We start from the raw sequence: 18,916 nt of genomic DNA on the forward strand, positions 1-18,916 counted from the left end.
CCATGGACGCCCCTTCAACTGCCGGCGAACAACTGCGCCAATTACGCCGACAGGCCAAGCTGAGCCAACTCGACCTGGCGCTCATCACCGGCGTTTCCCAGCGCCACCTCAGTTGCCTCGAAACCGGCCGCGCCAAGCCGAGCCCCGTCACCTTGCATAACCTGCTGACGGCGCTGGAGGCACCGTTGGACCAGTGCAACCGCGTCTTCCTTGCGGCCGGATTCGCCCCGCGCTATACCGCCACTCCGCTCGCCTCGCCCGCCATGGCCGCGATTCGCGAAGCGGTCAGCCATGTACTGCACGCCAACAACCCAGCGCCTGCGATCCTGTTGGACAGCCAGTGGCAAGTACTCGCAGCGAATGCCAGTACCGGCGTGTTGTTGGCATTGGTGGGTATCCCGCCCGATGCGGCTGAAGGTTTGAACCTGCTGACCACCCTGCTCCAAGCCGGCGGCCTCGGCGATCATATGCTCAATGCCGATGAGATCCGCACCCTGGCCTGGCAGCGTGCCACTCGCGAGGCGCTGGGCAATCCGGAACTGGCCGCGCTACTGGCGAGCCTGCCAACCCCGACCAACGCTGAACTGCCCGCGCACCTGCCACCGCTGGTGCTGACCCGCCTGCGCTCAACCCAGGGCGAGCTGAGCTTTTTGTCCACCTTCACCACCTTCGGCATGCCCCAGGACATCACCCTCACCTCCCTGCGCATCGAACACCTGATTCCCGCTGACGAGGCGACGTGGCAGGTGATGCGCGGCGCCTATGCGGATTATGCGGCGCTGGTTTTGTGAAATATCTGTACGTAGACTGCCGCCATACCCCCATTTGAAGGCGGCGAAAAAAACGTGATGCAAGTTACTGAAGTCTCCATTGCCCAATTGCGCGCGGCGCTTGAGTCCGGCCAGACCACGGCCGTTGAACTGGTCCAGGCATACCTGGCGCGAATCGATGCCTATGACGGTCCGCAGACCGCCACCGCCTTGAACGCCGTGGTGGTGCGCAACCCCGAAGCGCTGAAAGAAGCCGAGGCGTCCGATGCACGCCGGGCCAAAGGCGAAACCTTGGGGCCCTTGGACGGCATTCCTTACACCGCCAAAGACAGCTACCTGGTCAAGGGCCTGACTGCGGCATCCGGCAGCCCGGCGTTTGCCAAGCTGGTCGCGCAACGTGATGCGTTCACCATCGAGCGTCTGCGCGCCGGCGGTGCCATCTGCCTGGGCAAGACCAATATGCCGCCGATGGCCAATGGCGGGATGCAACGTGGCGTGTATGGCCGCGCAGAAAGCCCGTATAACGCCGATTACCTGACCGCGCCGTTCGCCTCCGGCTCGTCCAACGGCGCTGGCACCGCGACGGCGGCGAGCTTTGCGGCCTTTGGCCTGGCAGAAGAAACCTGGTCGAGCGGGCGCGGCCCGGCGTCCAACAATGGCCTGTGCGCCTACACCCCGTCCCGCGGGGTGATTTCGGTGCGCGGCAACTGGCCGCTCACGCCGACCATGGACGTGGTGGTGCCCTACGCCCGCACCATGGCCGACCTGCTGGAAGTGCTCGACGTGGTGGTCGCCGAAGACCCGGACACCCGTGGCGACCTGTGGCGCCTGCAGCCGTGGGTGCCGATCCCGAGCGTCACCTCGGTACGCCCTGCTTCCTACGCTGAATTGGCGGCGCCTGCCGAATCCCTGGCGGGCAAACGCTTTGGCGTGCCGCGCATGTACATCAACGCCGACCCCGACGCCGGCACCAGCGAAAAACCCGGGATCGGTGGCCCGACCGGGCAGAAAATCAACACCCGCGCCAGCGTGATCGACCTGTGGCAAGACGCGCGCCAGGCGCTGACAGCGGCCGGCGCGGAAGTGATTGATGTGGATTTCCCGCTCGTGTCCAACTGCGAAGGCGACCGCCCTGGCGCACCCACCGTGTTCACCCGGGGGCTGGTGTCCAAGGAATTCCTCCACGATGAACTGTGGGAACTGTCAGCCTGGGCGTTTGACGACTTCCTGCGCGCCAACAACGACCCGGCGCTCAACCGCTTGGCGGATGTGGACGGGCCAAAGATCTTCCCCCACGACCCGGGCACCCTGCCCAACCGTGAGGACGACTTGGCCGCCGGCATGGACGAATACGTGCGCATGGCCGAGCGTGGCATCACCCCATGGGACCAGATCAGTACCGTCCCCGACGGCCTGCGCGGATTGGAGCAAACCCGGAGGATCGACTTGGAAGCCTGGATGGACAAGCTCGGCCTCGACGCCGTGCTGTTCCCCACCGTGGCCGACGTGGGCCCGGCGGATGCCGACGTGAACGAAGCCTCAGCCGATATCGCCTGGAGCAACGGCGTCTGGGTGGCTAACGGCAACCTCGCCATCCGCCACCTGGGCGTGCCGACCGTTACCGTGCCGATGGGCGTAATGGCGGATATCGGCATGCCGATAGGGCTGACATTCGCCGGGCGCGCCTATGATGATTCGGCGCTGCTGCGGTTTGCCTCGGCGTATGAAGCGACGGGCAGCAAGCGCCAGATTCCAACGCGCACACCGCCGTTGGCGCCGATGTAACTGACTCAACGCAATCAAAATGTGGGAGCTGGCTTGCCTGCGATGGCGGTCTTTCAGTCACAGATATGCCGACTGATCCACCGCTTTCGCAGGCAAGCCAGCTCCCACATTTTCGCCTGCATTTCACATCAAGCCATCTGAGGCACGGCAACCAGCAGGATTGCCGTGCCATGGGTCAGCGTCGCCGCCAACACCCCGTAGCGCATGCGCACCAGCGCACAGGCCAACCCTTCGACCAGCGTGAACAACAACACCGGCCAGCCCAACTGGGTGACGCTCAGTGCCAGGAACGCATGGCAAGCCGCAAACGCCACGCCGCTGGCCAGTGCGGCGCGTAAGGGCGCGACATGCTGTTCCAGATAACCCTGCAAATAACCGCGAAACAACACTTCTTCCAATGCATTGGCGCCGTAGGCCCGGCGCCAGATACGTGCCGTAGTTAATCAGTACCGCCATTCCCTGGTTAATCATCGGTCGCTCAACCGTGTGCCACCGCAATCATATCGACCTCCACCGCCGCCGACTTCGGCAACTGCATCACCCCCACCGACGTACGCGTGTGCGCCCCGGCGGCACCCAGAATTTCGTGCAACAAATCCGACGCGCCGTTGGCCACTTCACTCTGCTGATCAAAATCCTCGGCACTGCGCACGTACACGGTGATGCGCGGGATCGCCCTGACCTGGTCCAGCGAACCCAACGCCTGCTTGAGCAACCCCAAGCAACGCAAGGCACTGATACCGGCGGCGATTTGCGCCTGGGCCACGGTCAGGCTTGCCCCAACCTTGCCCGGCAGCACGATCGCATCGCCGACGCGGGGGATCTGGCCACTGATGTAGAGGTGGTTGCCGTCGCGAACCAACGGCGTGTAGTTGCCGCCGATTTTGAATTCGTCCAGCTGATAGCCAAGGCGTTGCTGGGCGGCCTGGTATTTCTCATCGGGTGTCATGGGCGTGAATCCTCGTTTCGGCGCAGCCACTCATCCACCACGTCGCCCAGGGTCTTGGGCTGGTCGTTGCGAATCCAGGCCATAAAGGGACGATCGAATTTGAACCCCGGACCGCAGTGCTCAAGCATGAAGCGGCGTACGTTTTGAGTATTTTTGTAGTGTGGGGTCACGGGGGTGCTGCGGGTGATGGAGTCGCTGTGCCAATTGAAGTCCATTTGCTTGACGCTCTGATGCCTCAGGAGCCAGCAGCATAGCGCCAAATGCCACGATGAACGCCTGCCAACCGACGCCCATCGTGTTTTTTTTACACGTTAGCTGCCGAAGCCGGCGTCCCGCGTATTGACGAACAACGCGTAGATCGAATGGCTGCCGGCCATGAACAGGCGGTTGCCTTCGCGGCCGCCAAAACACAGGTTGGGGCAGCGCTCGGGCAAAGAGATATGCCCGATGGCCTTGCCTTGTGGATTGAACACACGCACACCATCGAGTTTTTCCAGGTCGGCCTTGGGGTCACCATTGCCGCCCCAACCGCACCACAGGTTGCCGCTCTCGTCACACTTGATGCCGTCCAGCGCTGCGTAGTCGAAACCTTCGATGTGCTTGCGACGGGCGCCGAGCGTGCCGTCGTCCTTGACATCGATGGCCCAGATCAACCGGTTGGGTTTGGCCCGACCTTCCACTACGTACAAGACTTGTTCATCAGGTGAAAAACACAGGCCATTGGGCCCGTTGAGGTCGTCGATCACTCGCGTGACCGTGCCGCTTTCGCCATCGATGCGATAGACGCCATGGGGTTGGGTGGGCGTGATCTTGTGCCCTTCGTAGTTGTTGCCGGTTTGGAACGGCGGGTCACTGAACCACACTGAGCCATCTCGCTTGCACACGATATCGTTGGGCGAATTGAAAGGTTTGCCGTCAAAGCTGTCGGCCAGCACGGTGATGCTGCCGTTGTGTTCGGTGCGGGTAATTCGCCGGCCCTCGCGGGTGGTCGTCGAACCTTCGCACACCAACAAGCGGCCCTGGCGATCGCGGCACATGCCGTTGGAGAAATTAGCGTTTTCGCGGTAGACCGACAGGCTGTCGGTCACTTCGTCCCAGCGCACGATACGGTTATTGGGAATATCGCTGACCAGCAAGTAGCGGCCATCGCCGACCCACACCGGCCCCTCGGCCCAGCGCAAACCTGTCGCCAGCCGTTCGACACTGGCGTTGAACAGACGCAACTCCAGGAAACTGTCATCGAGCACTTTGATCAGTGGGTCTGGATAACGCTGGCTCAACGGCTCGGCGGCTTCTGCCAGGTGAGGCAGGTTGCCCAGCACCGCGACCGATGCGGAAACCGCCAAGGAACGCTTGAGGAAGACGCGGCGACTGTGGTCAGTCCGCGCAGGCAGAGGGGGAAGATTCATCGTGTGTCTCCGTTATTTTATTGTTAGACGGGACACCATTCTTAATCAGTGATGGGACATCGTACAAGAACAATGAAACCTCAAGCCCCATGCAATGCAGGAACTCTGTAAATAATCAAAAATTTAGTTTTCAAAATAAGCGTGGATAGAGCAATGTTGTACGACAACACAAACAGTAACGTGTTGTCCGCTACCCCAACAACAATAAGGAACCCCACATGCAAAAAATCAAAGTACTGATCGGTTTTCTCTGCCTGTTTACCGGCTATGTCGCCGCAGCGCCTGCCCCTGCGGAAAAGGAGGTGGCCCAAGCGGTCGACCAACTGACCCAAGCCATGCTGCACCTGGACCTCAAGCAGCTTGATGCGCTGACGTCCGACAAACTCACCTACGGCCATTCCAGCGGCAAGGTGCAGAACAAAGCGCAATTCATCGCCGACCTGGAAACCCACACCAGCGCCTTCAAGACCCTGGAAATGCAGAACCAGACCGTCACCCTGCAAGGCGACACCGCCCTGGTGCGCAACCACTTCCACGCGCTGGCCGTAAACAGTGGCGTTGAAATGCCCACCGACATCGACAATTTCCAGGTTTGGCAGAAGCAGAAAGGCAAGTGGCTGCTGATCGGGCGCCAGGCTTACAAGTACTGATGGCCAGCGGTGAGCCGCGTGCGCCGGCTCACCACTCCACCACCTTGCGCACTGTCAGCAATGCCTCGCGCAGCGCCGCCATGTCCACCGAACCCAGCGCCAGGCGCAGCGCGTGCGGCACATAAGCCGTGACGGCAAACGGTTCGGCGGTGGATACCGAGATATTGTCGCACTGCAGGGCCATGGCGATCTGGTCAGCGCGTGCGTCCTCGGGCAGGGGTAACCACAAAAAATACGATGAGGGATGGCTGGTGTAGGCCAGCCCTTTCAACACCTGCGCCGCCAAGGCTTGCCGGGCCTGGGCGTCCTGGCGTTTTTGCGCTTCCAGTTGCGCCACCGTGCCATCTTCGATCCACGCCACGGCAATGGCGCTCATGACGCCGGGCACGTTCCAGGTGGTGGCCATGATGGTGCGCTCGAGTGCTTTAACCCAGTCATTTGGCGCCGCAACATACCCCACGCGCAAACCGGTCGCGACACTTTTTGAGAGCCCGCCCACATACACCGTGCGCTCCGGCGCCAGGGTCGCCACGGGTGGCGGTGCGTTTTCGACCAGGAACGCGTAGGCCGCGTCCTCAATGATCATTAGATTGTGCTGCCGGGCGATGGAAACCAACTGCTCACGCTGGTCCCTGTCCATGACCCAGCCAAGGGGATTGTGCAGGGTCGGCATGCTGTACACGGCCCGCACCGGACGTTTGCGACACAGGTTTTGCAAGGCGCTCAGGTCTGTGCCGGCGGGCGTGACCGGGATCGCGACAACTTCCAGGTGCAGGGTCTCGGCCAGCACCTTGAACCCCGAATAGGTCAACGCATCCACCGCGACCACGTCCCCCGGCTTGAGCAACGCCATCATCGTCACCGCCAAGCCGTGCTGGGCGCCGCTGACCAGCAGCACCTGGTCGGCCTCTACCGTCAGCCCTCGGTTCAGTAAATGCCGTGCGACGGCAGCTCGCTCATGCAAACGCCCTGCGTGAGGCTGGTAACGCAACAGGGCCTCAAGGTCGCCGGACAGCGCCAACTGACGCAACGCCGTGCGCAACAGGTCAGCCTGGCCCGGCAATGAGGGGTAGTTGAAATTGAGGTCGAGCATGCCCGCCGCAACCGTCATCTGCCCACTGCCCTGCCCTGGCGGCAGCGAGATCTCGCGTACAAACGTGCCGCGTCCGGTTTCGCCGCTGACCAGCCCCATGGCTTCCAGCTCGGTATAAACCCGGCTCGCGGTCACCAGCGCCAGGCCATGATCGGCGGCCAGTTGCCGGTGCGTCGGCAGGCGCGTACCCGGCGGCATTTTCCCCGAACGGATGCTCTCGGCAAAGGTGTCGACCAGCGACTTGTAGCGGGCGCGCGGCATAGGGATGTATCCATGACAATTTTTTGATTGTCTTAATGCTCGCCCCTAGGATGACCTGAACGCAACCCCTCATTATTCGGGCGCCTCCTCATGGAACGCACATCCCCCATCAGCACCCTGGATACCCGCACCCAAGGCTGGATCAATGGCTTTATTGGCGTGGTGATTTTCAGCGGTTCCTTACCCGCCACACGGCTTGCCGTGATGGAGTTCGACCCGGTGTTCCTCACCATGATCCGTGCCGCCATCGCCGCCAGCCTGGGGTTGTGCCTGCTGTGGTGGTTCAAGGCGAAACGCCCCGCGCGCCACCAATGGGTCCCCCTGGCGATCGTTGCCCTTGGCGTGGTGATCGGCTTTCCCCTGCTGACCGCACTGGCGCTGCAGTACGTGACCTCGGCCCACTCCATCGTGTTTATCGGCCTGCTCCCCCTCGCGACCGCGGTGTTTGGCGTACTGCGCGGTGGTGAGCGCCCGCGTCCAGTGTTCTGGTTGTTCTCGATCCTGGGCAGCGTATTGGTGATGGGTTATGCCGTCGCCCAGGGTTTGACCGCCGCACCCGCCGGCGATTTGCTGATGTTGCTGGCAGTGTTGGTCTGCGGCCTGGGTTACGCCGAGGGCGCCACCTTGTCGCGCAGCCTGGGCGGCTGGCAGGTGATCTGCTGGGCGTTGGTGGTGGCGATGCCGGTGGTGGTGCCCTTGAGCCTGCTCCTGGCACCGCCAAGCTTGCGCGGCATTAGCCTGTCGGCCTGGCTGAGCCTGGGTTATGTGGCGTTGTTCAGTATGTTGATCGGCTTTGTGTTTTGGTACCGCGGCCTGGCTCAGGGGGGCATTGCCGCCGTCGGCCAGTTGCAGTTGCTGCAACCGTTTTTCGGCCTGGCATTGGCGGCGGGCTTGCTGCATGAGCAGGTCAGCCTGGGCATGGTGCTGGTGACGGTCGCGGTGATCGGCTGCGTGGCGGGCGCGAAGAAGTTCGCCCGTTAACGCTGCGGCGCGACCATCTTGAACTTGATGTTGATGTCATTCGACACCACGCTGTTGCCGGCCCACTCGCCCTCGCCGATCTTGAAATCGCCGCGCTTGAGGATGAATTCGCCGTCGAACACGCCGATACCGCTTTGCTCCTTGAGCACCACGTCGACGTCCACCGGGCGTGTGGTGCCTTTGATGGTCAAGTTGCCGCTGATCTTGAAGCGGTTATCTCCCAGGACCGCGACGCCGGTGGATTCGTAAACGCCCACTGGATAGGTCGCGGTGTCAAACCACGACGCACGCTGCAGCTCGTCATTCGCGTCCGGGCTACCGGCGTCGATGCTGGCAAGCTGGATCTTGAGCAATGCATGCCCGGCTTCCGGCTTTTGCGTATCGAACGTCAAGGTGCCTTCGAACTCACTGAAGGTGCCGTACACCCGCTGCCCCAACTGTTTATAGGTAAAACTGATCTGGCTGGCGGTGCGGTTGACGTCGTTGTACTCCACCGCCTGGGCGCTGGAACAGAAAGCAAGGGTCAGGACCAGTATGGCGACCGGGGGCATTCGACGTTTCATGCAGCGCTCCGCAGAGGAAAAGACACAGGTACCGAGCTAACACGCTGTAACAGGGATTTGTTCCCATCAGGCGTTTGTCCTGCTAAACAGAGTAGTCGCCCCAGAATAATAAGGACGCTCCATGCACACCCCTTCGCTTCAGGACCTCACCGCGCCGGACGGCATCTGCTACGGCTGCGGCGGCAGCAACCCCCACGGCCTGCATATCAAGAGCCGTTGGGACGCGGACGGCATCCACCTGATCGCCGAGCATATGCCCGAAGCAAAATACAGCGGCTGGCCCGACCTGGTCTACGGCGGCCTGATCGCCATGTTGGTCGACTGCCATTCCAACTGGACCGCCATGGCCTACCACTACCGCGCCGAGGGGCGCGAACCCGGCAGCCTGCCCCGCATTGACTGCGTGACCGGCAACCTGGGCATCAAATTCATCAAGCCAACGCCCATGGGCGTCACCCTCACCCTGCGCGCACGGGTCGAGGGCGACGTGGGGCGCAAGACCCGCGTGATCTGCGAGGTGTACGCGGGTGACGTGCTCACCGCCATGGGCGACTCGGTTTTCGTGCGCGTCGATACCGGCCAATTGGCAGCCGCCGCCCATGGGCGTGAGGGCTGATCCTGATCTACATTGACTGCCACCGCTAATCGAGGATGCACCGATGACTCGTCTCACCGCGAAAGACTTTGCCCCCGAACTGCTGGAACTCTACGACGGCTACGCCCACGGCAAGATCAACCGCCGCGAATTTCTCGACCGCGCCGCGCTGTTCACCTTGGGTGGCCTCACCGCCTCGGCTCTGCTCGCAGCCCTCAGCCCCAACTACGCGCTGGCCGAACAGGTGAAATTCACCGACCCGGACATCGTTGCCGACTACATCACCTACCCCTCGCCCAAAGGCAACGGCACCGTGCGCGGCTACCTGGTGCGCCCGGCCAAGGCCGCGGGCAAGTTGCCCGCCGTGGTAGTCGTGCATGAAAACCGTGGCCTCAACCCCTATATCGAAGACGTCGCCCGGCGCCTGGCCAAAGCTGGCTTCATCGCCCTGGCGCCGGATGGCCTGACCTCGGTGGGCGGCTACCCCGGTAACGACGAAAAAGGCGTGGCGCTGCAACAGACGGTTGACCCGACCAAGCTGATGAACGATTTTTTCGCCGCTATCGAATGGCTGATGCACCACGACAGCAGCACCGGCAAAGTCGGCATCACCGGGTTCTGCTACGGCGGCGGCGTGACCAATGCGGCAGCCGTGGCCTATCCGGAATTGGGCGCGGCGGTGTCGTTCTATGGGCGCCAGCCGGAGGCCAACGACGTGCCACGGATCAAGGCGCCGATCATGCTGCATTTCGGTGAGCTGGATACACGGATCAATGAGGGGTGGCCGGCGTATGAAACGGCACTCAAGGCTGCAGGCACGAACTATGAGGCGTACATCTACAAGGGCGCCAACCATGGTTTTCACAACGACTCGACGCCGCGATATGACGAGGCGGCGGCGAATCTAGCATGGGAACGAACGTTGGGATGGTTTCGCAAGTACTTGGCTTAACCACGGACCCGCTCTTGCAACCACCCCTTGAAGACGAGCATCGCCGACGTCTCGGCCCGCGACTGCAATCGCGTGAGCCAATAGCTGCCGGTGGTGATGCCGACGTCGAACGGCTGGCGAATCACATCACGCTCCAGCTGCCGCGAAAACATCATCGCTGGCGCCAATGCCACCCCCGTTCCTTGCAAGGCCGCTTCCATCATTGCCAACGAGGAATCAAACACGATACTGCGCGGCACCAGGGTGTCGGCGGGCAGACCGACGGCCTGGAACCACAGGCTCCACTCATCAGCGCGGTAGGAGCGCAGTAACGTGTGGTTCAACAGGTCAGTGGGGGTGTGCAGTTGCTCGGCCAGTTGCGGCACGCAAAGCACGGTGAGGGGCGCTTCCAGCAGTTCGCAGGCATCGGTGCCGTGCCAGGCTCCCGCGCCAAAGCGGATCGCGTAGTCGAGGCCTTCGGCGGCCACGTCGACACGGTTGTTGTGGGTGGACAACCGCAGGTCGATAAAGGGGTAACGCGCGTGAAAATCCGCCAGGCGTGGCAGCAACCAGCCCACCGCAAAGGTGCCGACTGCGCCCACGGTGAGCACTTCGCGGTAGTGCCCGCTTTCGAACTGGCTGAGCGTCTGGGCGATGCGGTCGAACGACTCACGCACCACCGGCAGCAAGGTTTCGCCTTCACGGGTGAGCATCAGGCCTCGAGGTAGACGCTTGAATAATGTGACATTAAGTTGTGCTTCCAGGCTCTTGACCTGATGGCTGACCGCTGCCTGAGTCACGCATAACTCAATGGCCGCGCGGGTGAAGCTCAAGTGGCGAGCCGACGCTTCGAAGGCACGCAGTGCGTTGAGGGGCAGATGGGAGCGCAACATGCTTGACCCTAAAATTTCTAATGACTGGCCTGAGATATCATCGTTTGCCGAGGGAACAAAATCCACCTAGATTTGCGGCGCCTGCGCAGGCCTTGATCATCAGTGCATCATCGAAATGGAAGCAAATTGCCATGAACCATCACGTACAAAAAATTGTGATATCAACCTTGCTGTTGGGCTCCGGCACCTGTATGGCCGCCACCGACCTGCGCACGCTCGTGGACAGCCGTGTTGCACCGCTGATGCAGCAACAGAACATTCCTGGCCTGTCGGTTGCCGTGGTGGATAAAGGCCAGGTGCAATACTTTAACTATGGCTTTGCCGCCAAAGACACTCAGCAGCCGGTTACCGAAGACACCCTGTTTGAAATCGGCTCATTGAGCAAAACCTTCAACGCCACTCTGGGCGGCTACGCCCAGGCCATCGGCACGCTCAAGCTTTCGGACAAGGCCAGCGCACACGTGGCCAGCCTGCGCGGCAGCGCTTTTGACAGCATCAGCCTGCTGCAATTGGCCACCTACACACCCGGTGGGCTGCCGCTGCAGTTTCCCGACGCGGCCGACAGCGCCGAGACCATGCTCGATTACTTCCAGCGCTGGAAACCCAAATACGCGCCCGGCGAACAGCGCCTCTACTCCAACCCGAGCATTGGCTTGTTTGGCTACATCGCCGCGCAAAGCCTCGGTCAGCCCTTCAACGACGCGATGGAAAAAACCCTGCTGCCCAAGCTGGGCTTGAAGAACACTTACGTGAGTGTGCCTGCCGACAAGGCAGGCCTCTATGCCCAGGGCTACGACAAGGATCAAAAACCGGTTCGCGTAAGCCCCGGCGCGCTGGACAGCGAAGCCTATGGCGTCAAGACCAGCACCCAGGACCTCGCGCGTTACGTCATCGCGAACATGCACCCGGACACCCTGGAAAAAGCGCTGCAGCAAGCCATCGCCACCACTCATACCGGCTACTACACCGTGAAGGGCATGACCCAGGGCCTGGGCTGGGAGTCCTACCCTTACCCGATCACGCTGCAAGCGTTGCTTGACGGCAACTCCACCCCAATGGCGATGAACCCGCACAAGGTCAACTGGCTGAAACCTGCTCAGACGCATCGTGCTCAGGTCCTGTTCAACAAGACTGGCTCTACCGCCGGGTTCGGTGCCTACGTGGCGTATGTGCCAGCCAAGGATATAGGCGTGGTGATCCTGGCGAACAAGAACTACCCGAACGCCGAACGCGTGAAGGTGGCGCATGCGATTCTGAACGCTATGGATAACTGAAGTTTGCTTCCACCGCGCTTACGGTTCCGTCGATGCCAGCCTCAACAGCCATTTTGGCGACCGTAACGACCTGCAGACCGGGTACGACGTCACCACCGGCCAGGGCAGGAGCAACTGTAGTGTTGTTAATCGGCGTACGCCCACGTCATCCGGAACGACGCCCCGCCCCATTCCGAATCCAGCACTTGCACCTGGCCGCCGTGCCACTGCGACACCCGTTGTACCAGCGCCAGTCCAAGGCCGAAGCCGCCGGTGCGACGGTCGCGGCTGGCGTCGAGGCGCATGAAGGGTTGGAAGATCTTCGAGCGGCCCTCCTCCGGCACACCGGGGCCGTCATCACACACCCGCACTTCATAGCCGCTGCCGAACTTGACCAGCGACACCTCCACACGGCGCTCGGCGTATCGGATCGCGTTGCGCAGCAGGTTGATCACCGCTCGCGCCATAAAGCGCGGCTCGATCTGGATAAAGTCCACTTCGCACGTACGCAGCGACAGTTGAATGCCGGCCGCTTCGGCTTCGAGGGCCACGCTGCCGATCACACTGTCGAGCCAGCTGTGGGCTTCGATGCGCTCGCGGGTGACCTGGGTGGCACCGCGTTCCAGGCTAGCGTAGGTGAGCAGCTCGGAGACCATGTCTTCCAGCTCGCCGAGGTCAGCGTACATGTCCGCGATCAATTCGCCGCGCTGGCGCGGGTCGGTCTGTTGCTTGAGCTGGTCGAGTTCGAACGACAGGCGCGCAATCGGCGTGCGCAACTCGTGGGACACGGCGTTGGTCAGCTCGCGCTGGTTAGCGATCAAGCTTTCAATGCGCTCGGCCATCTGGTTGAAGTGCCCCGCCAGCTCGCGCACGGTGGAGCGGCGTGGCAGCAGGATGCGGGAACTGAGGTCGTTGTCACCGAAACGCTGTGCAGCCAGGCGAATATGCTCCAGGTCGCGCCAGTGCGGACGAACCCAGAAATACAGCACGATTGCCAAGCTCAATCCCAGTAGGCCGTAGGCCCACAGGTACAACCATTTAGGCTCTTCAGGCAGCTTGATATTGAGCAGTTGGGGGCCGCCATCGATATTGGCGATGAACTCCATGAAGTCGCCACGTACCACTAATTGCCCGGCCGCGAGCAATTGCTGCTCGCGTTGGCTCAGCGCCAACTCATCGCGCTGCACCAAGTCCAGACGCAGACCGTAATGCTGCTGCAATTCGCTCAGGCGCACCTCGCGCGCCTCGGCCGGCACAGGACGCAATTGCTCGACCAGGCCATAGGCGGGGCCGCGCAGGGCTTCGCGGTTATAGGTTTCGTTGGCCTCGGGGAGCAACTCATCGAAGGTGTAGTTAACCAGCCAGATTGCCCCCGCCAGGCCCAGCGCCAGGATGATGTACAGGCGGATATAGAGCCGCAGCATCTAGACCTCCCACGCAAACGGATTGAACAGGTAGCCCTTGCCCCAGATGGTCTTGATGCACACCGGTTCGCGCGGGTTGTCGTTGAGTTTGCCGCGCAGTTTGCTGATGTACACATCGACACTGCGGTTGAGGCCGTCGAACGCGATACCGCGCATGCGGTTGAGGATGTCATCACGGGACAGGATCGTCCCCGAGTTGCTCGCCAGCAGCCACAACAGCTCGAACTCCATGGTGGTGAGGTCGATCTTGTCATCCCCCAGGCTGACCACCCGGCAACTGCGGTCGATGGCCAACCGCCCGAAAGCGAGGGCCCCGCGCACCGTCGGCTCTGGCGCCTGCCGCCGCTGCAGGGCGCGCAGGCGTGCGAGCAGCACCGGGGGCTTGATCGGCTTGATCACGTAGTCGTCGGCACCAGACTCCAGGCCGAGGATGTGGTCCAGGTCATCTTCCTTGGCGGTCAGGATCACGATAGGCGTGTCGGACACCGTGCGGATCCCGCGACACACATGCAGGCCGCTCTGGCCGGGCAGCATCAGGTCAAGCACGACAATCTTCGGTTTGAAGTCCAGGAACGCCGCCAGAGCCTCATCGCCTCGATGCACCACGCGCACCTCGAAACCATGCTGTGACAGAAAGTGCGCGATCAGCCCTGCCAGCTTTTCGTCGTCCTCAACGAGCAAGACCTTGCCCAACCCCAGGTTTTCCATAAGTTCTCAGTGTGCGGAAGCGGATTGAAGATCGAGCATTATAGGTGGCAAGCTGGGCCGAAGAGGCCACCGAGCCTGACAGAAACCGGCTTTCACCGAAGTTTTCAGAGAAACTTCATGTTTTTAAGAGTTTTTAACATTTCGCGTGTATTTTTTAACGCGTCAATCACCGGCCACCGTCGTCGTTTTTACGAGTGACCGTGGTTTTTTCTGACAGCCGTTGCTCACGTCTAATCAGGAAATTTCACCTCTAACATTTATCAGGCTCGCCCCCTATATTGTCACCACGCCGTGACAAAAAACCAACCGTGCTACCGTTGACAGCCTTACAACTCAAATGAAACTATCCGTGTACTTTCAGCAAGTCCTCTTCGCGAAAGTTCATGGATGACAATTAAAATAAATATCAAAGGAACTGATATCGTGCCACTTCTCGATTTTATCTATCGCAATAACTTTGTCGACCACCCTTTATTCAACAGACCAATAATCTAGCTCAGAGATTCGCGCTAACGGCTCTGACCTTCTTTATATTATTTGTATTATTGAATGCAGGTAGCCTTTCATGTTCTTGTATCACGACGTCATCGAGAAGATCGCGGCAAAACACCCCGAAAAGTGCGCTGTCGTTGTTGATGGAATCCGTTACACCTATGAAATGCTTCGCACACGGACGCTACAAATAGCCCATGTATTAGTCGCCAACGGCGTTCATCCGGGAGATCGCGTCGCCCTGTATTCCCCGATTTGCTTCGACCTGATCGCGGCCTATCTCGCCGTCCTGCGTACCGGCGCTATTACCGCCGCCACACACCCGACTTACAGCCGCGAAAAACTGGTGTATCAGCTCAAGCATACTGGCGCGAAAGTTCTGATCACCCAAGGCTGCAATGCCCTGGAAACGCTGCACCTGGAAACCGATGTCGATCGCATCATTCTGATCGGCAACGATGAAACACTGCACCCGGAAATAGTCTCTCTGGACCGTGCAGTATCGACACCGGACACTCAGGCGGCCGCACTTCCCGACCTGCAGGACGATACTCGCATCACGTCGATTTTCTATACGTCCGGCTCCACCTTCAACCCGAAGGGCGTGGTGGTCAACCATCGCATCATGGCCGCGGCGACAAGCGCCGTTACCGCTTATCTGAACAACACGCCGGACGATGTGATCCTCAGCTATTCCACATTGGCCTCTGACTACGGCGTGTACAACATCTTGATGCCCTTGTACTTCGGCGGCACATCGGTCATTGAGAGCTTGCCACCGACGGATGCGGACGATGTTCTTGAAGTGGTGAAACGTGAAGGCGTAACCGGCATGCACGTCTTCCCGCCCATATTTTTCCTGCTTGCCGCGACCAAAGAGCACTGGCGACAGCAACTGCCCACGCTGCGCTATATTTCCAGCAGCGGTCAGCCGCTGTATTCCCGTCATATAGAACGTATTCGCGCTGCACTTCCCGACGTTCAAATCTTCTCCAATTATGGTCTGACTGAATGCAAACGCGTCAGTTATTTGCCACCTGAAGAAATTGATAGACGCCCTACTTCTGTTGGCAAGGCTTTGCCCGGTGTTCGCGTATTCATTGTCAATGATGACGGCGAACAAATAACACAGCCGAACACTATCGGTGAACTTTGGGTGACCAGTGATTACTTGATGCTTGAATATTGGCAAATGCCTGAAGCCACTCACTCAGCCATAAAAACACACGTATTCGGTGAAGCGAGACTTTATCGCACAGGCGACCTTTTCAAGAAAGACGACCGAGGCTTTCTCTATTATATAGCGCGCAAGGATGATGTATTTGCTCGCAACATATGGAATGTGAACCCACGCGAGATAGAGCAGTGCCTGGCCTCCCACCCCGCCGTCGCCCAAGTGGTTGTAATGCCGGTAGCCGACGAGTCTGCGGGTTTTTTGCCCAAGGCATTTGTAGTACTGGAACGAGACCACGATTCAACTTGCGAAGCCGCATTAAAGGAGCATTGCAAACGGCTGATGGACTGGCACATGGTCCCGGCGCAATGGGCATTCATGGATGCGTTGCCTCAAACCGATTCCGGAAAGACCACCGGTAAAGGCTTGGCTTGAAATCAAGGAGCGATACGATGAACCCGCCGTACGACGCAGCATTAGAAAACAGTTCAATGTTCAAGTTGGCCGAGCACTTTCACAGCCTGGCCACCGGCTCGACCCAGGTTCCTTCCCAGCCACTCACCAGCCATCTTCGCGATACCATCGCGGACGTCGATGTCATTGCCTACCACGATCAATTGGTGGCTGATGCCGGCCCGTTGTTTTCGCACTTCCTGGCCAGCGTCCCGTACATTCTCGAGGAGATGGCGCGAATTGGTGTGGCGCTGACCCGACTTTCCAACGCCCGCCGCACCGGACAGGCACAACACTTCAGTTTTTTTGAAGTCGATGCCTTCGACGGCAGCAATGGCCGCGCGCTGGCGGCCCACTCTCGCGGCTTGGTTCAGACACTGACGTGCTCGCCCAACCGCGCCAATCAGATCGCCTTTGATCGGTATGCCTCTCCTGAGCATTCACTGTTCTACCCACAATCGTTCTTCAAGGTCACCCCGTCGTTGCTCAGCTCGGCGCCTTATCAACGGTTTGCCGAGGGTTTCGACTACCTCTACGAAACCGCTGCATTCCAGTTCTACACTCAGGACCGCGACCTGCAGCTCAGTCATATCAAACCGCTGCTCAAGCCGGGCGGCCTGGCGTTCTTCTTGGAAAAACTCAATCACGCCGACCCTGAGGAATATCTGCGCCGGGAAGCGCTCAAGGATAAACGCTTCAAGACGCGCTATTTCACCGTCGAAGAAATCGAGTGGAAGCGCAGACAAATGCTCGATCAGATGGAAAACGGACAAGTCCGCAAGGAGGCTCTGGTTGCAGCCCTTCAGCGGCACTTCAAGCACGTCTTCCTGCTATGGAATAGCACCAATTTCTGCGAATTCGTCGCATCAGACGATCAGAACCACATCGAGCACTTCCTCGAACTGCTAGGCCCGGTCAATCAGCCCGGCGGCTTCTGCTTCGAAAATGCGTCCCTTGGCAAACAGCCGCAAGGGGACGCTCTCGATGCCTGACGTTTATCTATCCCAGTGGCGCGAGCGGGCTGCCCTTGCGGATAAAAGCCGTAGATTGAGCGACGAAACACTGGGTGAGTTGCGCTCAAGCGGTTTGCTGAACCTGGTTTGCCCCCGCAGAGCCAAACCGCTGAAACCCGGCTGGCCAGCATTGGTTCGTTCATCAAGGATAGCGGCCAGGGCATGTGCATCGACAGGCTGGTTAATCAGCTTGGTGGGAGGACACGCCGCCATCGCAGCGCGCTTGAATCCGTCGTTTGAGGCGAAACTCTACGACGGCGGCACGACACAGTTGTTTGCCTCTGCATCGGCAGGCCCGGACAGTCGATTATCCATTGAGCCTGGGGGCATGCGTGTCAGCGGGCGCTGGCGATTCAGTTCTGGCATTGAACACGCGACGTGGTTGATTCTGAATGCACCCTGCGCGAACCCTCCTACGGCCGACGCCAGCGAGCGCTTCCTGGTTGTCGTAGCGAAGCAAGGTGTCACTGTTCTCGACTCCTGGGACAGCATAGGCATGCGCGCCACGGGTTCGCATGATGTCGTAACACCAGAGCTGTTGGTGCCTCATCACGAAGTCTTCCCGCTTCAAGAGGTGTTCGGTGCACGACCGGCGGGCACCGGGTCGGATTACCTTTACAGCGTGCCCATCGTGCCGTTCATCACGACCTCGATCATAGGCCCGCTATTGGGCTGCGCGGAGGGGGCGTACGACCTCCACCTCCAGGCGCTCGCGCAGCAAACTACTCCACCTTCGGCGGTGGCCCTTGAGCGGGTAGCCCACAGTGGCGCGCAGTTGACGGCGGCCAGTGCGCTGTTTGATTCACTGGTCAATCGTTTGGACGAATCAGGTCAGGCACTGCGCTCACTCAGCGAGAGCCAGTTGTCAGCCCTCAAGCGTGATCGCAGCTACCTCGCCCGCCAATGCGTTGAAGCCGTACACCGACTGGTAGAACACAGTGGCGCCTCGTTGATGACCACCGGCAATCCGTTGCATCGCCACTGGCGCGACCTGCAAACAATGGCCGCGCACCGTGACGCGCATTGGGATTCAGCCATGCTCGCCAGTGCTGCTTCAGCGCTCCACCCCCCCCCTTTTAGCCTCAAATCATTAACGGGAGACGACGATGTTTGTTCGCAGCAAAGCCGATATTGAAAACACCGCCCACTTTGTTGAGTGGGGTGCTGGAACCAGCCACCGCCTGCTGACGGAAAAAGACCAGATGGGCTATACCGTCTGCCATACCGTCGTGCGCGCAGGCACCGAGTCTCTGCTGCATTACCGTAATCACTTGGAAGCCTGTTATTGCATTGCAGGTAACGGTGAGGTTGAAGATATGAACGGCAACGTCTATCAGATCCGCCCAGGGGACATGTATGTGCTGGACCAGCATGACCGCCATTACCTGCGCGGTGGTCAGGACGAGGACCTGGTACTGGTGAGTGTGTTCAACCCGCCGCTCAGGGGCGATGAGCGCCACAACCTCAGCGACACCTCTGGCTCAAGCTATTGATCGGCTGTCAGTTGACTCTATGATTC

General features: G+C 60.2%; 19 protein-coding genes and 2 pseudogenes. 12 read left to right on the forward strand and 9 right to left on the reverse strand.

What is annotated here, in order from left to right; translation table 11 throughout:
* The first annotated feature begins 2 nt into the window (after nt 1-2).
* Together BFP95_RS05590 and BFP95_RS05595 are read left to right on the forward strand one after the other, a co-directional pair.
* Entirely contained in the window at nt 3-791 is a 789-nt protein-coding gene (locus BFP95_RS05590; protein WP_065909511.1) for a helix-turn-helix domain-containing protein, read from the forward strand.
* 54 nt (nt 792-845) lie between these two features.
* Nucleotides 846-2,555 (forward strand): amidase, encoded by a 1,710-nt coding sequence (locus tag BFP95_RS05595; RefSeq protein ID WP_083224201.1) that lies wholly within the window; start codon nt 846-848, stop codon nt 2,553-2,555.
* 128 nt (nt 2,556-2,683) lie between these two features.
* Here the strand turns inward: BFP95_RS05595 and BFP95_RS05600 are convergent.
* From BFP95_RS05600 to BFP95_RS05615, 4 genes and pseudogenes are all read right to left on the reverse strand, one after another.
* Nucleotides 2,684-2,971, reverse strand: a pseudogene (locus BFP95_RS05600) (CPBP family intramembrane glutamic endopeptidase); the annotation flags it as partial.
* Nucleotides 2,972-3,033: 62 nt separating this feature from the next.
* Nucleotides 3,034-3,504 carry a RidA family protein gene (locus BFP95_RS05605; RefSeq protein WP_010210112.1) on the reverse strand — a complete coding sequence of 157 codons (471 nt, stop codon included), beginning with the start codon at nt 3,502-3,504 and terminating at the stop codon, nt 3,034-3,036.
* On the reverse strand, nt 3,501-3,719 hold the full coding sequence (locus BFP95_RS05610) for a DUF6434 domain-containing protein (protein WP_065872878.1): 219 nt from the start codon (nt 3,717-3,719) through the stop codon (nt 3,501-3,503). The genes BFP95_RS05605 and BFP95_RS05610 overlap by 4 nt, the downstream gene beginning before the upstream one ends.
* Nucleotides 3,720-3,815: 96 nt before the next feature.
* Complete coding sequence (locus BFP95_RS05615; protein WP_065872877.1) at nt 3,816-4,913, reverse strand: SMP-30/gluconolactonase/LRE family protein; 1,098 nt, start codon at nt 4,911-4,913, stop codon at nt 3,816-3,818.
* Between the two features lie 218 nt (nt 4,914-5,131).
* Here BFP95_RS05615 and BFP95_RS05620 point away from each other — a divergent pair, with 218 nt between their 5' ends.
* Entirely contained in the window at nt 5,132-5,563 is a 432-nt protein-coding gene (locus BFP95_RS05620) for a nuclear transport factor 2 family protein (protein WP_065909516.1), read from the forward strand.
* Nucleotides 5,564-5,591: 28 nt separating this feature from the next.
* Here the strand turns inward: BFP95_RS05620 and BFP95_RS05625 are convergent, their stop codons facing one another.
* The gene (locus BFP95_RS05625; RefSeq protein ID WP_065909518.1) at nt 5,592-6,917 is read right to left on the reverse strand and encodes an aminotransferase-like domain-containing protein; all 1,326 of its coding nucleotides are present in this window, start codon (nt 6,915-6,917) and stop codon (nt 5,592-5,594) included.
* Between the two features lie 90 nt (nt 6,918-7,007).
* Between BFP95_RS05625 and BFP95_RS05630 the strand changes: the two genes are divergently transcribed.
* Nucleotides 7,008-7,898 (forward strand): DMT family transporter, encoded by an 891-nt coding sequence (locus BFP95_RS05630; RefSeq protein ID WP_065880646.1) that lies wholly within the window; start codon nt 7,008-7,010, stop codon nt 7,896-7,898.
* On the opposite strand, the gene BFP95_RS05635 is transcribed toward BFP95_RS05630, so the two are convergent.
* Entirely contained in the window at nt 7,895-8,461 is a 567-nt protein-coding gene (locus tag BFP95_RS05635) for a YceI family protein (protein WP_371914448.1), read from the reverse strand. The genes BFP95_RS05630 and BFP95_RS05635 overlap by 4 nt on opposite strands.
* Before the next feature lie 121 nt (nt 8,462-8,582).
* Between BFP95_RS05635 and BFP95_RS05640 the strand changes: the two genes are divergently transcribed.
* Both BFP95_RS05640 and yghX read left to right on the forward strand, forming a co-directional pair.
* Nucleotides 8,583-9,077: a PaaI family thioesterase gene (locus BFP95_RS05640; RefSeq protein ID WP_065872872.1), complete on the forward strand. Its 495-nt coding sequence runs from the start codon at nt 8,583-8,585 to the stop codon at nt 9,075-9,077.
* Between the two features lie 43 nt (nt 9,078-9,120).
* Nucleotides 9,121-10,008, forward strand: a complete 888-nt coding sequence (gene yghX / locus BFP95_RS05645; RefSeq protein ID WP_065880647.1) for a YghX family hydrolase — start codon at nt 9,121-9,123, stop codon at nt 10,006-10,008.
* Here the strand turns inward: yghX and BFP95_RS05650 are convergent.
* A complete protein-coding gene (locus tag BFP95_RS05650; protein ID WP_065872870.1) occupies nt 10,005-10,880 on the reverse strand; it encodes a LysR family transcriptional regulator in 876 nt (291 codons plus the stop codon). The genes yghX and BFP95_RS05650 overlap by 4 nt on opposite strands.
* A gap of 131 nt (nt 10,881-11,011) precedes the next feature.
* On the opposite strand from BFP95_RS05650, the gene ampC reads away from it, so the two are divergent.
* Nucleotides 11,012-12,154, forward strand: a complete 1,143-nt coding sequence (ampC, locus tag BFP95_RS05655) for a class C beta-lactamase (protein WP_065909522.1) — start codon at nt 11,012-11,014, stop codon at nt 12,152-12,154.
* Nucleotides 12,155-12,173: 19 nt separating this feature from the next.
* A pseudogene (locus BFP95_RS29960) lies at nt 12,174-12,257 on the forward strand (MipA/OmpV family protein); the annotation flags it as partial.
* A 22-nt stretch (nt 12,258-12,279) separates the two neighbouring features.
* Here the strand turns inward: BFP95_RS29960 and BFP95_RS05660 are convergent.
* Together BFP95_RS05660 and BFP95_RS05665 are read right to left on the reverse strand one after the other, a co-directional pair.
* On the reverse strand, nt 12,280-13,557 hold the full coding sequence (locus tag BFP95_RS05660) for an ATP-binding protein (RefSeq protein ID WP_065872868.1): 1,278 nt from the start codon (nt 13,555-13,557) through the stop codon (nt 12,280-12,282).
* Complete coding sequence (locus tag BFP95_RS05665) at nt 13,558-14,265, reverse strand: winged helix-turn-helix domain-containing protein (RefSeq protein WP_049713020.1); 708 nt, start codon at nt 14,263-14,265, stop codon at nt 13,558-13,560.
* A gap of 565 nt (nt 14,266-14,830) precedes the next feature.
* On the opposite strand from BFP95_RS05665, the gene BFP95_RS05670 reads away from it, so the two are divergent.
* From BFP95_RS05670 to BFP95_RS05685, 4 genes are read left to right on the forward strand one after another with little or no spacing between them, the layout of a single operon-like run.
* The gene (locus BFP95_RS05670; RefSeq protein ID WP_083213977.1) at nt 14,831-16,366 is read left to right on the forward strand and encodes a class I adenylate-forming enzyme family protein; all 1,536 of its coding nucleotides are present in this window, start codon (nt 14,831-14,833) and stop codon (nt 16,364-16,366) included.
* Nucleotides 16,367-16,383: 17 nt separating this feature from the next.
* Entirely contained in the window at nt 16,384-17,376 is a 993-nt protein-coding gene (locus BFP95_RS05675; protein WP_065909524.1) for a hypothetical protein, read from the forward strand.
* Nucleotides 17,369-18,532, forward strand: a complete 1,164-nt coding sequence (locus tag BFP95_RS05680; RefSeq protein WP_083224204.1) for a hypothetical protein — start codon at nt 17,369-17,371, stop codon at nt 18,530-18,532. Before BFP95_RS05675 ends, BFP95_RS05680 begins: the two co-directional genes overlap by 8 nt.
* A complete protein-coding gene (locus BFP95_RS05685) occupies nt 18,504-18,890 on the forward strand; it encodes an ectoine synthase (RefSeq protein WP_065872864.1) in 387 nt (128 codons plus the stop codon). The genes BFP95_RS05680 and BFP95_RS05685 overlap by 29 nt, the downstream gene beginning before the upstream one ends.
* Nucleotides 18,891-18,916 lie beyond the last annotated feature (26 nt).

Source organism: Pseudomonas sp. 58 R 12 (assembly GCF_900005865.1).
GTDB lineage: Bacteria > Pseudomonadota > Gammaproteobacteria > Pseudomonadales > Pseudomonadaceae > Aquipseudomonas > Aquipseudomonas tritici.